This window comes from Rhodospirillaceae bacterium (assembly GCA_040219235.1).
In the GTDB taxonomy this organism is placed as follows: Bacteria; Pseudomonadota; Alphaproteobacteria; order Rhodospirillales; family Rhodospirillaceae; genus WLXB01.
In genome coordinates this window covers 76582-92577 of record JAVJSV010000021.1, presented here as the reverse complement: position 1 = coordinate 92577, position 15996 = coordinate 76582, and the positions used below count along the sequence as shown (strand labels likewise).

Sequence of the window (15996 nt, the reverse complement as noted above, 5' to 3'; positions counted from 1 at the left end):
TGGCTCTATTTTCCGGGTGTGATAAGCTAAGCTCTGGAGCATATGAGTTATGATCTTTGAATCTCACTTCGGCCAAGAAAAAGAAGCCGCATACCAAACGGATCGGGCGGAAAACCAGACCGTATTGCAGCGATGGTTCGTTCTCGTCGGCGGGGGACTCTATTGTCTTGGCACCATGTGGGTTGCGTACAGTTCAGGCCAAGCGGGCGGCGTGCTTGGCAATTCCTCGTTGATGCTTCTCGCCTTCACTCTGATTCTCTTTGCCACCAGTTTCATACGCTTTGTTCAAGACCGGGCTGAACTGTTGCCGATCCTTTTTGCGTTGGCTTTTGCAACTCACATTGCTTTTGGCACGGCAAGTCTTCCTGACAGTGGCGACACGCGCTTTGCTCTGCTCATGGGGCTGTTATGTATTTATCTGACCGCCCTTTCACCAACGCTGCTAATATCTCTGGCGGCTGTGGCGTCAGCACTTGTGGTTGCCGTGCTGGCGACGTTGTTTCTGTTCCCCCTTCAGGACGTGGCCATCAGCATGGTCTCGGCGTTCGGATACTTAGCGCCAGCACTTGCCATTGCGGTTGTGGTTGCCTTTGTGGCTGACCGGACGGCGCGTGAAGCTTTTTCATACAAATGGGAACTGAGCCGCCGCGCAACCACTGATGAACTATCAGGCGTCGCCAACAAAACACACATCCGGGTGTTGGCCAACAATGAGTTCACCCGTGCGAGACGTTACAACGAGCCCTTTTCGTGCATCATGTTCGAGATTGATGGTCTTGCTGCAATCCGCGACACCTGGGGAGACCACGCCGCTGATACGGTGGCGCGCGTGTTTGCGGGCTACTGCGTGTTGGTTATGCGCCATTGCGATAGTTTTGGCCGGTTATCCGAACGCCGCTTTGTCGCCTTGCTCCCGGAAACGCCAGGCCCAGGGGCCCTAACACTCGCCCACCGGATGGTGGATGATTTGAAAAGCTTGGAAGTAAACGTCTACGGTGAGGTCGTTCACTTTACGGTTTCGGCGGGTGTAACCGAAGCAAGTCGCTCGGACCACACTGGGAATGATCTGCTCAAAAGAGTTGAACAAGGATTGGAAGACGCGATTGAACAGGGTCGCGAGAAAGCTGTCTTCGCTGCCTCGCCTCAGCGTGCTTTTGACGAAGACACAAAGCGCGAGAACACCGCACCTTCAGCAGAACTGGCCTAGAAGTCGCGCCAAAACCGCGGTGTGATCATCACAAAAAGAGTAAATAGCTCCAAGCGCCCCAAAAGCATCCCGGCGGAAAGTAGCCACTTCTCTGGATCACCAAGACTACTAAAATTACCAGCTGGACCAACAATAGGCCCTAAGCCCGGACCAACATTTGTGAGGGCTGTGGCCGCCGCTGAAACACTGGTCTGGAACTCCAAACCACAGGCGGCCAGAGCCACAGACAGCCCAAACCAACTGATCAGATACAGAGCAAGAAAAGCTGTAACCGAGAGCACAATATCAGAAGACACATCATGACCATCATAGGTCACGGGAAACACTCCATGGGGGTGAATCAACCGATTTACCTGTGACTTCAGAAAAGACCACATCAATTGGTAGCGAAACATTTTTACAGACCCGGATGTCGACCCCGAGCAACCACCGGCAAACGTAATAATGAGAAACACAACGGATGCACTTCCCCATAACGTATAATCCGCATTTACAAATCCCGTCGTTGTGACGATTGAAATCGTATTAAATGCAGATTGAGAGAGCGCCTCCGGGAAGGAAAGCGGCATCGTGCGCCACGCCCAAATAGCCATAAGAACGATCACAAACAGGCAAAACCCAAGAAAAAACTGAACCTGTGAATTCTTAAATAACAGCATCGGATCTCTGCCGATTGCCTTGAGATACAAGCTAAAGGGCAATGCTCCACAGATCATGAAAAATACAGCAATCCAGGGCAGCCAAGTTGACTGAAAGTGCCCAAATGAATCGTCATGGGTCGAGAAGCCGCCCGTCGCAATCGTGGTCATGGCATGATTTATGGCGTCGAAACTGGTCATCCCTGCGAAGCCATACGCCATCGCACAAATGAGAGTCAGAATAATGTAAACTGCAAAGATACCTGTCGCGACTTGCCTGGCCCGTGGCAGAACTTTATCGGATGTGTCTGAACTCTCGGTTTTCATGAGTTGCATACCACCGACCCGCAGCAGCGGCAGAATTGCAACGCCCATCACAATGATTCCAATGCCGCCGATCCATTGCTGCATAGACCGCCACAACAGCAGCCCGGGTGGCAGGGTGTCTAGTTCGGTGAGCACCGTAGAGCCTGTGGTAGTGATGCCCGATACGCTCTCGAAGATGGCATCCGTGATGCTTAAATCTTCAACGCTGAAGAGAAATGGGGCCGCCCCAAAAACAGGCAAGACCACCCAAGCCAAAGCCGTAAGCAAATAGCCTTCCCTGATGGTAATCCGTTCCGCATGGCTAGCATTGGCGAGAACCAGAGACATTCCAAGGAATAATGTGAGGACCGAAGAAACCGCAAAAACCATCCAGTCCGGATTTCCAGCCACCAGATCGGCCAGCAAAGGAACAACCTGAGCACAGGCAAGGATTGTCAGCAGAATGCCAAGAACATTGAATATGCGGGCCATGGAACCAGTGTACTGCTTAACGTGGGGTTGGGGGGCTCATATCTTCGGCGTCTGGCGTTGGTGTATCCATATCACGATGGATACGCCAAAGACCGTCTAAACCTTTTTTGTACAAGATCAAAGCGCGGCCGAAATCATGAACAGGTGCCGCACCTGACATAGATTGATACGTTAAGGCGAAGCGGGCTGTATTCCAGGCATAATCGCCAATCACCTCTAGTTCTTCGACATCAAAAGTCACCGCGAGTTTGGTATCTTCTGCAACAGACTGAAAAAAATCTCGGATTTGTGCGCGCCCGCGCATGGCCGGTTGACGGCGTGCCATTACCCATCCGTCTTCAGTGTAAAGTTCAGCCAAAGCATCAAAATCTCGTGCCCCGTAAGCGGCCTGCCATCGCACTTCTATCGCTTCAATGGCGGCATAATCTTCTGCTGTGCCACCGCGTTTTTCATAGCTGAAGGCAGACGCCGACACCAACATCATAAAGAGGCCAGCACATGCCAAGCCGGTTAAAGTATGTGATAAAAACCTATCTGTCATGATGACCCTCGCACGAACAATTCAGACCCTGGCGCCCGGTCAGGCTTCAGGTATGATGAATTTTTGACATCAATCATATGGGAACCTTTGGGGAGCAACCGTGGACTTCACATCATACGACCTACTTATCTATATCCATACCCTCCTGTTCGTATATTGGCTGGGCGGAGACCTCGGCGTGTACTTCACGGCACAATACGTTGCGAACCGCAATCTACCCTTAGACGAGCGCTTCCGGTTCATGCACGTTCTTATGCAATGCGATATGGGGCCAAGGACCGCTTTGATTGCTCTCATTCCCGTGGGTTTCCAAATGTCGTGGATGATCGGTGTCTCACCCATCGGCGGTCTCGGCCTAGTGACAATCTGGGTCGTCAGTCTCATCTGGTTGGCTGCAAATTGGTGGATGTTTTTTAACGAGCAGCATCCAATGACAGCCAAGGTACGCGGGATCGATATGTACCTGAGGTACATCGTGATTCTCGGCATGGGCGGACTCGGCCTCTGGTCTTTGATCTCTGACAATCCAATTGCGGGCAATTGGCTCGCCGCAAAGATATTCCTATTCGCAGGCGCGGTCTCCCTCGGGGTGTATTTACGCAGTGTCATTAAAGACTGGATTATTGGGTTTGGTATGGTGCGCGCAGGTGGCGCAGACGCTGAAAAAGGCAACGACATCATCGAGGCCGCCCTGGGCCGCTCTAAAGTTGCTGCGCTGACGCTCTGGGGCATCGTCGCACTGATCGCGTTTCTTGGCAAAGTGAAACCATTTTAGTTTAATCATGACATAGCTAAATGCATCGCTTCACTAAACAGGTTGAGGCGGAATTATTGAATTACTATGGCGTGATTGCGCGCCTGACACTGCTAATCGGCTCGCATATGCAACAGGTCTCGCGTTAACGACGGAGTACTATCCAGCCCATGGTTGAATCTTTGCCTGACCGTCCACGTCGCATCGCAATTATGACAGGGGATCACACTGCAGTCGATCCAACGAAACCTGGCGGGCATTATAATCCAGAGGATATTGAACAACACCAGATCATGGTGGCCGCTTTTCAAAGCCATGGAGCGTACGACGTTGACGTCTGGAATGAGCACCCGCCCGTGCTCGACCGCTTACGGCACTCTCCGCCAGACTTGGTCGTCAATTTCAATGACACCGGCTATCTCAATCAAGCTGTCCTTGAGCTGAACCTCCCTGCATATATGGAAATGCTTGGCGTGCCCTACACAGGAGCACCCCCGGCAGCCATGGTGATCTGTTATGATAAGGCTTTGGTGCGGATGGCTGCAGAAAGTCTGGGTATCGCTGTGCCAAAAGAGGTCTTCATACCAGCGCACGCGCCGCTCGACACGTTGCCTGATTTTTTCCCGGCCCTGATTAAGCCCAATACAGCGGATGGCAGTTTAGGCATCACAAAGGATGCCGTGGTGTGCGATGCGGCGCAAGCGAGAGCCTATATGACTTGGCTCCGTGAGGCATTGCCGGGCCGGGACGCGCTGTATCAAGAATACTTGCCCGGACCAGAATACGGCATTGGAATCATTGGCAATCCGCAGTCCGGCCTGCGAATTCTACCACCGCTTGAAGTGGATTTCTCTAAACTGCCAAAGGGGCTAAATCCAATTCTATCCTATGAATCAAAATCATTGCCTGACTCACCCTATTGGACTGATATCGGATTCCGGAAAGCGGATATAGCCGCTCTGGTTAAAGAAAAAATGTTCGGCGGCGTCTCACAACTGTTTCAGCGCCTGCACTTGCGCGACTATGCACGGTTTGATTTTCGCGTCGCCGCTGACGGCGAACCAAAATTGATGGAAGTGAATCCTAACCCGGCCTGGGAGTCAGGCGGCAAGCTAGCCATCATGTCGTCGTTTGATGGCCTGAGCTATCCTGACATGCTGCGCCTGATTATCGACACCGCCTGGGCCCGGGTTAAAACCAGAGCGCTTTAGCTTTAATGTCATCAAACGAAATCGCGCGGAATGGACAGTGTCCAATCCCGTTGCACAAAAGCGTCTCCCTCTTCAAAGGATTCAACACTGCCGGTAAACTCGAATGTGTCAGTTGTCGAGGTGAGCCGCGTTTTACAAAGCACCTTAATATTCCAGCCTTCCCGCCGTAGCACCGCAGACTGCTCAAATTCCGCCACGGCCGAAAGCGGATCCGTTTCAACAATGCGGTAACGCTTCAACAGCGTATACCCGATATCGAGGTTGATCTCCGCAATATGGGCCAGAGACGCCCCATCAAACTCACCCCCATCACTGCGCAACGTATACACCATCTCATTGCTGGTCAGATCAATTTCCAGGCCGCGCTGCATGGGCAGTGCACGCAGTTTTTTATGACTGGTGCCAGGCGCCGCTTCCGGGGCTTGGAATGGTTTTAACTCTTCGTCTTCCGGGCGGAGTGGGCGAACCGGTAAAGTTAAAGTGCTGGTGCCCGTTTTCACATCAATGATCACTGCGGACGGTGATGGCCAGGCAATCGGCCAGTATGATGTTGATAAACTGACACGCAAACGATGCCCCACCGGAAAGGCGTGCGCAATGTCATTCAATTGGATGCGCACACGATACCAGACTCCTGGCTCAAGAGGCTTCGCACGTTCATGAGAGTCTCTATGCGTTAAATTGAGAAGCCCATAACTGACGCGTAGCACGGAACCATCAGGGGCCACATCCCCTAAGCGTACGGCAATGATGGCTGACGGAGAGTCCGCGCAGACGTCAATTTCGACCACTGGAGCACCAAGCACTTCGAGCCGCTGCGTCAACTCATCGCTGTCGAACACCAGTGAACCGCCATCATCTGGGCGCTGATCGCGCGGCATTTCACCATCGGCCCCAAAGCCACACCATTCGCCCGACCGCACGCCGGTGGTTTGTGGGGAGGAAAAGGAAATTTCTGTCTGTGGTTCAGGGTCACGGCTGAGGTGGCCCGGATTCATTACCCACGTTTGCGTTTTTATGGTTGGACTTGGCCACACCGGTTCAGCCACCCACCGCCCCGGCCATTCCGCATATTGCGGCTGAGGCGGAACACTCTCTTGCATCCACACCCGCAGAACGGGTTCGTCCATCATTCCGGTATCCCGGCCCTTAAGCCAATGATCCCACCAGCGCAGCGACTCTTGCATCCAGCCAATAGAAGGCCCGGGCGTGCCATCGTGCGGAAAGCAATGCGCCCACGGACCAATCAAACCCTTTTTGGGGCCGCGCAGGTTCTCCAGCAGCCTTGGAATGGCGTTGGTGTAGCCGTCGGCCCAACCGCCCACGGCATACACCGGACATTGAATGGCGCTCCAGTCTTCACAGACGGAACCATGCTGCCAGAATCCTTCACGGGTTTGATGGCCCATCCAAACCGCCGGAAATGGATTCAGGGCTTCAAGCCGTTGCTTCCACGTCTCGCGCCAACTCTCGCCGACAATATCAGGGTCCGGCGGCAAGGCGGTGTAAAGCATGAGGATTGAGCCCCATTGCATGTTTTCATTGAGCAAACAGCCACCCATGTAGTGCGCATCGTCAGCGTAACGGTCGTCGGTAGAGCACAATGTGATGACGGCTTTGAGCGCGGCGGGCCGTAGGGCTGCAACCTGCAGAGCGTTAAATCCGCCCCAGGAGATACCCGTCATCCCAACATTACCGTCACACCAGTCCTGCTGACTTAGCCAGTCGATAACAGCGATGGCATCGGCCAGTTCACTGGCTGTATATTCGTCCTCTAATATGCCATCAGAATCGCCTGATCCCCGAACATCAACCCGGATTGCGGCATAGCCGTGAAGCGCATGGTAGCGATGAATTGGCTCGTCTCTAGAGCGCATGAAATCGCGTTTGCGGTAAGGAATGTACTCCAAGATAACCGGGACAGGATCCATGTAGGCCGACTTCGGCAACCACAAACGGGCCGCGAGGCGGCATCCGTCCGGTAACGGGATCCAGACGTTTTCAATTTCCTCAATAGTATCAAGGTCGAACAGTTCGGCGGCACTCACCCAGCAGCAGCCTTGCGTGTACGATTGGTCAGAATTTTTTGCGCTGACCAGTAGCTCAATGCCAGTTTCTCGCGTACGGCGCGGCCAGCTTTCGGATCCCAGCAATTGACGATGGCCAATCTAAATCCGCCAGGCGGCATGGAGTGAGCACTCGGAGGTTTATCTTCATGAAACGTAATCTGGATAGACGTCACATCAGGTGTTTTCAGAAGGTCTGCCACGAGATCGGCCGGAGGGTGAGCATACTGAATACCATGGGAACCAAACAGCACGACGCTATAGCCGTCGCGCCGATGGCTATCATCATAGTCCCAGACACCGTCTGCATAGAGTTTGATCAAAGCGTCAACCCAGTGATCACCATAGAGGTCTGGCCATTGATCAGCGAACCGCAAATGAGCTTCAATGATGCGGGCTCCAATGGTTTCAAAATTAGCCATGCCGGTGTAGCCGCGTAAATTTTTCTTTACCCAGTCACTACAGTAAGACTCAATTTCAGGGCGGCTTTCCTTCAGGACATGCCAATAGTCAAACATTCCGCCATCCAGCGGGTGACCTATGGTGTGGCGCCACCAAACAGCTTCGCCATTGACCACAGCTAGATCGCTCGACACATGCTCACCTTCCAGCAGCGGCATCCAGAAATGACCAGGACGTTGGAGGTGCTTGTATTCCTTGAGACTACGAATAACTCGACTGCCCGCCCCCATACCACGCATGTTGTAAATCGGTTTGGAAAAGGTCGGAAAAGCAGGGGGATCTATGCCATGGGGGGCGCACTCAAAACCCTGACTCTCAGCGATGGCGAGCTTGTTGTATATCCATTTATATTCAGGATACCAAAGCCACGCATCGCCATCCTCGGTAGGGACTTTTACGTCGTCTGGGCAGGCTATATTTTCGAAATACTGCATCCGCCAAGGGTCAAACTCGAAAATTGGCATTTTAGCGTCCTAAATAATGATGACGCATAGTATCTGGGTTTTTCATTCGGGTCGAACAGCCTGTAAAATATCAATCTTACCAATGATGAGCGGGTTTTTTCTATCCATGCTGCAGCGCAATGAACACTGATGCAGTTTTTGGTGTGATTTATTCTAATCTGCTGCGATGCAGCATTTTATCTGCGGCGCTAAAGTCACACTACCACAGGAACTAAACCTTCGCTGGTAAAGCGCTAGCGTTAACCTTGGTTTTTCCTTTAACATTTACGACATATAAAAAAGCACTGCGCCTTGATCAAAAAGACCGGGCGATAAGAATAATTATGGACTGGGGTATTTTTATGAAACCGACTTTCAAAGCAATGTTGGCTGCCTCTGCTGCTGCATTATGTTTTTCATCAACAGCAACTCTTGGGCAAGAACAAGTCGCTCAAGCAGGGCGCGCCGCAATACTCATCGAAGAAATTCAAGTCTACGGCACAAAGAAAAACCGCGCTGAACAGTTACAAGACGTACCTGTCGCCATTTCTGCGTTCAACGAAAGCGCTCTTGATGCCCGCCAGTTGACAACGATCGAAGATCTTTCCTTTGCAAGTCCGAACGTGAGCCTTGATCAAGTCGGCACCACCCCCGGTGTGCAAAACTTCTCGATCCGTGGATTGGGTATTAACAGCTCGATCCCCTCGGTTGATCCTACCGTCGGTTTATTCATGGATGGTGTGTATCTCGGCATTACCGCTGGTGTTGTGGTCGACACATTTGATCTGGAAAGCATCGAGATCTTACGCGGACCACAAGGGCTGCTGTTCGGACGGAACGTCACAGGCGGCGCTGTCCTGCTGCGCTCTAAACGTCCAACGGGTGAATTCGGTGCCAAGGCTAAAATCAGCTACGAAACTGGACCCGAGTATTCCGCTTCGGCTGCTGTTGAAGGCCCATTGGCAGGCGACAAACTCGCCGGCAAATTGAGTGTCTATTACAAAGACGACGATGGTTATTTCGATAACCTCGCAGATCCAACGCGGGATGTCGGCGCTCAGGAAACGCTGATGCTACGCCCCTCCTTCGTGTTTACGCCCAATGAAGATTTGGACATGACGCTCATCTATGAACACGGTGATTTAGAGGGTGATGGTGCCGTTGGGCAACGCGCATTGACCAATAACCCGTCGGATACGTCCGATAATATTTTCGTTGAAATCGATGAACCGGGTTTCGTTGATATTAAGTGGAATCAAGTCACTTTCGAAACAAACTGGGATATTGGGCCCGGCACGCTGACCAACATCTTCGGCTACCGCAAAGTCGAACAGAACGCTCTGTCAGATGTGGATGCCAGTCCACTGCTCTTGTTCCATGGCGACATCATCATCGACCAGGATCAGATTAGTAATGAGCTGCGCTATTTCGGCGAAGTGACAGATCAACTGGATCTCACAGCTGGCCTCTATTACTTCGACCAAGATGTATTGTATCGGGAAAATAGATACTTGGCCTTTAACACCATTGTCGCGGGCCTAGGGGGTGACCAAGCCCACAAGAACTACGGCGCGTTTTTGAATGCGGACTATCGCATAACAGATGCCCTGACGGTCACGGCAGGCGCGCGTTATACCGAGGAAAAGAAAAGCGCGAACGTTACACGCTTTGGACTTTGCAATGTCACAACACTGGTGTGTGCCCCTGATTTCTCAGATTCTGAAAAGTGGAGCAACGTGACACCTAAAATCGGCGTGCGCTATGACGCCAATGAAGATGCCCTGCTCTACGCCCATTGGACAAGAGGCTTCCGCTCTGGCGGGTACAACTTCCGCACGACTGTTCCCGCTATTTTTGACGCGGGCCCAACGGACGAAGAAAAGCAGGATTCTTTTGAAGTTGGTTTTAAATCAAGCTGGATGGACCGTCGCTTCGTGATGAACGGCGCCGCCTTTTATAATGACCTCCAGGACCTTCAGCGGGAGTTAAATGTTGCGAACCCAATTGTGGGTGTTGTTCAGGGCATCAGAAACACGGCTGACGCGACCATTAAGGGATTTGAGTTGGACATGGTTGCTCTGCCAATCCCCCAGTGGGCGTTTAACGCCTCTATCGGCTATTTAGATGGCGACTACGATGAAGTCCGCTTTGATCTCAGCAGCGATGGTGTGATTAATGATGCCGACCTGGCGCTCTCTATTCCGCGCCTGCCAACCTGGACCTACACCGTCGGCTCCACCTTTGACCAAGACCTGGGTGATTTTGCCGTGCTGAGTTTGCGTGGTGAATACAGTCATCGCAGCAGCGCGTTCTACACTGACAACAACATTGGCGTTCTGCCGTCTTACGATGTGTTTAATGCCTCGGTCAGTCTGATCAGCATGGATGAGCAATGGACGCTGACCTTCTATGGCAAAAACTTGTCCGATGAAGCCATTGTCCAGCAAAGCACGACTCTGCCGTTCGCGCAATTTGGTGCACCGCGTCTTTCGACGTTACAAGAAGGCCGTCGTTGGGGCTTAGAGCTCAAGTTTCAGTACTAAACACCTTAGGTATTAAAACCCATTGGGGTGGTGGCCGCGCGGTCACCACCCTTTTTGGTTTCTGTCCTATAGTCCTTTGATTGACGCGCTCCCTCGCCTACACTTCCGTCATGAAAAAGCATTTCTTTATTTCTCTGATTTCACTGGCCTTCACTCTGGGCGCTCTTAAAGCAAGCGCCGAGTCATACCTATTGGCGACAGCGACAACGGGCGGGACGTATTATCCTGTTGGCGTGGCCCTTGCGACCCTGACCAAAGTGAAGCTTGATCCCACAGGTGGACCTTCGTTATCAGCGATTTCTTCTGCGGGATCGGCCGAAAACATCAAGCTGCTGCGTGAACAGCAGGTGCAGTTTGCATTGCTCCAAGGCATCTACGGTGCCTGGGCCAAAGATGGCAGCGGCGCACTGCAATCTGATGGTCCACAAACCTATCTGCGGTCCATCACAACGCTATGGCCCAATGTAGAGCATTGGCTGGTGCGCGCGCAGTATGCGCCAAGTGGCACGGCATCGGACTTTGACGCGCTCAAAGGCCAGCGCCTGTCCATTGGCGCGCGCAACTCAGGCACAGAAGGGTCAGGACGAGCGCTCTTGATACAATTGGGGTATGATCCAGACGTTGATTTTAATCTGGTTTACCAAGGGTATGAACCGAGCGCCGACGGTCTACAGAACGGCACTTTATCTGCGGCCAACCTGCCGGCTGGGCCGCCGGTCGGTGCCGTCACCCGGGCCTCTGCAGCCCTTGGCGACAAAGCAAAACTGCTCTCTTTCACAGATGAGCAAATGATCAGAGCGAATACACCACGGGCTTTGTGGACACGGTATGTCATTCCTGCAGACACCTATCCCGGACAAAGTACCGATGTGATGACTCTTGCCCAGCCGAACTTTCTGGCTGTTCATGAGGGTGTGTCTGACGAAGACGTCTATCAGATCGTCTCAACCATCTATGGCAACCTCACCTTTCTGAAAGCCATCCATAAAGCCACGGCGGATATGAGCTTGGAAACCGCCTTGCCGGGCCTCCCCGTGCCCCTGCACCCCGGCGCGCTGCGGTTTTATCGTGAGGCTGGGTTGGATATTGATCAAGACTTGATGCCGCCGGGACTCAATTAGGCGTGAGCGACGTTGCAACGCCGGCCACACTCACCACCGAGAACAACAGGCCCGCTTGGTTAACCGCGGTTGCCGCAGGCATCGCGCTTCTCCACATTTTCTTTAACTCGTTTTCACCGCTTTCAGAATTATGGATGTCCCTGCTGCATTTCGGCACCCTTGGGGCGCTGGTTGCATTGACCGTGCCTTACCGCAAAGGCGCTCAAACACCCCTTTCCAATGCCTGTGATATTGGCTTAGCGCTTGTGGCTTTCGGAGCAAGCGTCGCTCTGATTGCCGGTGAAGATACCTTTTATGATCGGGGCCAGACCTTCAGCATGATGAACTGGGCTGTCGCTATTGCCTTGGTGCTCTGCGCGCTTGAACTGACACGGCGGGCAACGGGCTGGGTGATTCCGATTTTGGCGATTGTTGCCATCACCTATACGGCCTGGTGGGGGAAATTTGTTCCGGGAGTGTTTCAGTTTCCCGGTCTAACATGGGAAACGGTACTGTATCGCGCGACCTATGGCGGTGACGGTATGTTCGGCACGATCGCCCGCATCTCGTGGAGCTATGTGTTCATGTTCATCCTCTTCGGCACCTTTTTGCTGAAGAGTGGAGCCTCAGACGTCATTCTTGCGCTTGCCCGTTCAGCAGCGGGTCGCATCGCTGGCGGTCCAGGGTTTGTGGCTGTCATCGGCTCTGGTTTGATGGGGTCTGTCTCTGGCTCAGCTATTGGAAATACCGTTTCAACCGGCGTCGTCACCATACCGTTGATGAAGCGCGCCGGTTTTCCGGCGCGCACCGCTGCCGGAATTGAAGCCGCGTCGTCCACAGGCGGGCAGTTGATGCCACCGGTGATGGGGGCGGGTGCGTTCTTGATGGCGAACTACACAGGTGAAAGTTACCTGACCATCATCTCAGTCGCGGCACTACCTGCCGCACTCTACTTTTTATCGATTGCATTTCACGTTCGTATTTCAGCGTTGAAACTTGGCTTGCGCCCAGAAAACGAAACCCAACCGCAAGACCAAGACAATCACAATTTAGTTAAGCGCTGGCCGGTCCTGTTACCCATCCTGGTTCTGGTCGGATTGTTGATTGCCGGGTTTACGCCAACATGGTCGGCAGCAGCGGCCACTGTTGCAACGGTCGTCTGTGCCCGTTTTGGCCCGCACCCCATGAACGGGCGCGATGTTATTGAGACACTGGCTCATGGGAGCTTAACAGCCGCATCGATCTCCGTGTTGCTTGTGAGTGTTGGGCTTGTGGTCATGGCCGTGACAACAACAGGTCTCGGCCCAACCGTATCGCAGATGATCGTATCCTGGTCGGGCGGCAGCCTTCTCCTCACGCTCACCTTTGTCGCCCTCGCCTCTTTGGTGCTGGGTCTCGGCCTGCCCGTCACTGCCGCATATGTGGTCTTAGCACCGCTGGCCGCGCCGGCCTTGGCCGATTTGATGCTCGATGCAAAGCTCCTTGAAGCTCTCATGACAGGCTCATTAAACGAAAGTGCCAAGACGATCTTGATGGTGATACTGCCGGAGCAAGCCGCCACGCTCGGGTCTGCCATGCCCCGCGAAGACGCGCTAACCTTTTTGGCCGCCATCCCTCCGGAATTGAGAACCACAATCTCGGATCAAGCGTTGTCAGCCTCAACCCTGGCCGCAACGCTTCTCACAGCGCACATGATTGTGTTTTGGCTGTCGCAAGATTCCAACGTGACGCCGCCGGTGTGCCTCACTGCCTATGCTGCAGCGGGCATTGCGGGGACGAACCCCTTAGCCACGGGATTCACAGCTTGGGCTTACGCAAAGGGTTTGTATCTTATCCCCCTGGTCATGGCGTTCACCCCATTGATTGGCGGCGACGCCGTTACACTCCTTCAGATTACGTTGTTCACCATCGGTGGGCTATACGCCTTCACGGCAACGCTTCATGGACACTTAGAAGGAAAAGTCAGTATTCCCTTTCGCCTCATTACGGCGGCCCTGGCAGTGGTTCTACTCTGGCCGCATGGCTCATGGGCCGTCGGCGGCATCGCCTTGCTGTTGCTCAGCGGAGTGATTGTGATATCCAAGCGCGCCCAACCGATATGACGAGAGCGTTATGAGCCAAACCTGGAACCCTGAAGTTTATTTGCGTTACGAAGCCTATCGGGCACGCCCGGCGCTCGACCTGCTAGCGCAGATCCCGCTTGAAATTGCAGGCTCCATAGTCGATCTCGGGTGCGGCCCAGGCAATGTGACTCAAAAACTCAAGGAGGCTTGGCCAGACAGAAGCATCATGGGCGTGGACATGTCAGAAGATATGCTCGCGAAAGCACGCGCATCGGACACACATGGCCTGTTGCAATGGCAGCAAGGCGATATTGCAACATGGGAGCCGGAGTCACAGTTGGCTTTGGTGTTTTCCAATGCAGCTTTGCATTGGGTGCCCGATCACACCACCGTTCTGCCGCGCCTTGCCTCACTGGTTCTCCCAGAAGGTTGGCTGGCGTTTCAGATCCCCGTCACGGAAGCCTGCCCGTACCAGACTTGCATTCGGGAAACGGTAACGTCGGAGCGGTGGGCGGACAAACTCGCACAGCTCTGGATGTATCAAGACCCGATGCAGCCTGAGCAGATGTACGATATTCTCTCGCGTTGCGCACGATCAGTGGACATCTGGGTGACGGATTATCACCACGTGCTGGAGGGGGAAAATCCGGTTTTTGACTGGATTATCGGCACCGGCCTGACACCTTATTTATCAGTGCTCTCAGGTCCAGACCAAGAAGAGTTCCTGGCTGATTATAGCACCCGCGTTCTCTCTGCCTATCCTAAGCAAGCGGACGGAAAAACGCTGTTTCTGATGAAAAGAATTTTTGTTGTGGCTCAGATCAACTGAGCCATCCGAGCGCGTTTAAGCGGCGTCCTGTTCTCGAACGCGATAGACGGCTTTCAATGCCTCAGTGAAAGACACATCATGGCGCACGGCAATAACCGCTTCCGCTGCCGAATGGCATTGTGCCACGTAGTCACGTCCGGCCGCACGAGCCACCGAAACAGCACGAGAAATAATGCCCTGAACGTCATCTAAAACCAGAGATACGGGCACGGGGAGTGAGACAGGCACAACTGTTTCGCCATCTTCATTTGCCGGAAAAACGCTAACCTGATCCATCTCAAAATCATCCTTGTTGCCTCAAAGTATTGTATCGCTTTGTCATGAAGGCACAACATGTCGCGGAATTCGCATGGTTTCCGGCGATTCGCCGCAGTGCACGATTCAAGACGTGAAGACGCTAAGCGCACCGAATCGCCCGCGCTCACAGAGATTGAAATGTGCTTATAAAGTGTGGCAGCAAACAGGGTGGAATTAGGGTTAGTTTGAGGCACCTTTCGGGCGGTTATTCTGCGCATCTTCAGCACGGATTTTGCACGCCGCAACAACATCGCGTTTTTGATCAAGTGTCATGGTGCGCCACGCGCCAATTTCAGAGAGCGTCCGCAGACAGCCAATGCACATCTTCGTCTCACGATCAATTGTGCACACACCGATACACGGCGAGGCGGGGAGATCTTCAGGATTTGCGGTCTGTGGCATCGATGATGTATCTGACATACACCTTCACCTATAGTGCCCTGACGCTGAAGACAAGTTAGAGTGAGAAAAACTTCTATGCTGATGGAGCAAGATTTTGGCCAACATAACTGAAACACTGTCACAGCTGGGCACCATGACCGACACGCCCGCATCTCCTGCGGACGCTGTTCTTGAAATTGTCGATAACCCGCATGGTGATACGGATTATCTCATCCGGTTCGCCTGCCCCGAGTTCACAAGCGTCTGCCCAGTGACAGGGCAACCGGACTTCGCCCATTTGGTGATTGATTACGTACCGAGCAAAAAAATTGTAGAATCAAAATCGCTCAAACTTTTCCTGAGTTCTTTTCGCAATCATGGCGCTTTTCATGAAGATTGTACCGTGATGATCGGCAAACGCATCGTCGAGGCGACTGACCCAAAATGGCTGCGCATTGGCGGTTACTGGTACCCGCGCGGCGGCATTCCCATAGACGTATTCTGGCAAACCGGCACCGCCCCGAATGGACTTTGGATTCCAGACCAAGGTGTGCCGGGGTATAGAGGACGGGGTTAAAAGCCTCCAAGGTAGTCAGAAGGCGAACAAGCAGCCTATCAGGGGCTTGGCCTAAACTGTTACTTCGCTTGTAATCTGTCACATCA

At 53.2% G+C, this 15996-nt stretch carries 14 protein-coding genes; 8 read left to right on the top strand and 6 right to left on the bottom strand.

Annotated elements, in window-relative coordinates:
* Positions 1–49: 49 nt before the first annotated feature.
* Complete coding sequence (locus RIC29_18050; protein ID MEQ8736831.1) at positions 50–1207, top strand: GGDEF domain-containing protein; 1158 nt, start codon at positions 50–52, stop codon at positions 1205–1207.
* Here RIC29_18050 and RIC29_18045 read toward each other — a convergent pair.
* Both RIC29_18045 and RIC29_18040 read right to left on the bottom strand, forming a co-directional pair.
* A complete protein-coding gene (locus tag RIC29_18045) occupies positions 1204–2643 on the bottom strand; it encodes a TrkH family potassium uptake protein (protein ID MEQ8736830.1) in 1440 nt (479 codons plus the stop codon). The genes RIC29_18050 and RIC29_18045 overlap by 4 nt on opposite strands.
* 16 nt (positions 2644–2659) lie before the next feature.
* Positions 2660–3184, bottom strand: a complete 525-nt coding sequence (locus tag RIC29_18040) for an SgcJ/EcaC family oxidoreductase (protein MEQ8736829.1) — start codon at positions 3182–3184, stop codon at positions 2660–2662.
* 100 nt (positions 3185–3284) lie between these two features.
* Here RIC29_18040 and RIC29_18035 point away from each other — a divergent pair, with 100 nt between their 5' ends.
* Together RIC29_18035 and RIC29_18030 are read left to right on the top strand one after the other, a co-directional pair.
* Entirely contained in the window at positions 3285–3959 is a 675-nt protein-coding gene (locus RIC29_18035; protein ID MEQ8736828.1) for a hypothetical protein, read from the top strand.
* A 149-nt stretch (positions 3960–4108) separates the two neighbouring features.
* Positions 4109–5149, top strand: coding sequence for a hypothetical protein (locus RIC29_18030; protein MEQ8736827.1), 1041 nt, complete (start codon positions 4109–4111; stop codon positions 5147–5149).
* An 11-nt stretch (positions 5150–5160) separates the two neighbouring features.
* Here the strand turns inward: RIC29_18030 and RIC29_18025 are convergent, their stop codons facing one another.
* Complete coding sequence (locus tag RIC29_18025; protein MEQ8736826.1) at positions 5161–7197, bottom strand: CocE/NonD family hydrolase; 2037 nt, start codon at positions 7195–7197, stop codon at positions 5161–5163.
* Complete coding sequence (locus RIC29_18020) at positions 7194–8141, bottom strand: hypothetical protein (protein ID MEQ8736825.1); 948 nt, start codon at positions 8139–8141, stop codon at positions 7194–7196. The genes RIC29_18025 and RIC29_18020 overlap by 4 nt, the downstream gene beginning before the upstream one ends.
* Before the next feature lie 341 nt (positions 8142–8482).
* Here RIC29_18020 and RIC29_18015 point away from each other — a divergent pair, with 341 nt between their 5' ends.
* The 4 genes from RIC29_18015 (at position 8483) to RIC29_18000 (ending at position 14655) form a co-directional block, all read left to right on the top strand.
* Entirely contained in the window at positions 8483–10663 is a 2181-nt protein-coding gene (locus RIC29_18015; GenBank protein MEQ8736824.1) for a TonB-dependent receptor, read from the top strand.
* A 110-nt stretch (positions 10664–10773) separates the two neighbouring features.
* Positions 10774–11784: a TAXI family TRAP transporter solute-binding subunit gene (locus RIC29_18010; protein MEQ8736823.1), complete on the top strand. Its 1011-nt coding sequence runs from the start codon at positions 10774–10776 to the stop codon at positions 11782–11784.
* A gap of 2 nt (positions 11785–11786) precedes the next feature.
* Positions 11787–13865, top strand: a complete 2079-nt coding sequence (locus RIC29_18005; protein ID MEQ8736822.1) for a TRAP transporter fused permease subunit — start codon at positions 11787–11789, stop codon at positions 13863–13865.
* Between the two features lie 10 nt (positions 13866–13875).
* A complete protein-coding gene (locus RIC29_18000; protein MEQ8736821.1) occupies positions 13876–14655 on the top strand; it encodes a methyltransferase domain-containing protein in 780 nt (259 codons plus the stop codon).
* A gap of 15 nt (positions 14656–14670) precedes the next feature.
* Here the strand turns inward: RIC29_18000 and RIC29_17995 are convergent, their stop codons facing one another.
* Together RIC29_17995 and RIC29_17990 are read right to left on the bottom strand one after the other, a co-directional pair.
* On the bottom strand, positions 14671–14931 hold the full coding sequence (locus RIC29_17995; GenBank protein ID MEQ8736820.1) for a hypothetical protein: 261 nt from the start codon (positions 14929–14931) through the stop codon (positions 14671–14673).
* 201 nt (positions 14932–15132) lie between these two features.
* Entirely contained in the window at positions 15133–15372 is a 240-nt protein-coding gene (locus RIC29_17990) for a DUF1289 domain-containing protein (GenBank protein ID MEQ8736819.1), read from the bottom strand.
* Between the two features lie 76 nt (positions 15373–15448).
* Between RIC29_17990 and queF the strand changes: the two genes are divergently transcribed.
* The gene (queF, locus tag RIC29_17985; GenBank protein ID MEQ8736818.1) at positions 15449–15910 is read left to right on the top strand and encodes a preQ(1) synthase; all 462 of its coding nucleotides are present in this window, start codon (positions 15449–15451) and stop codon (positions 15908–15910) included.
* Positions 15911–15996: the final 86 nt, after the last annotated feature.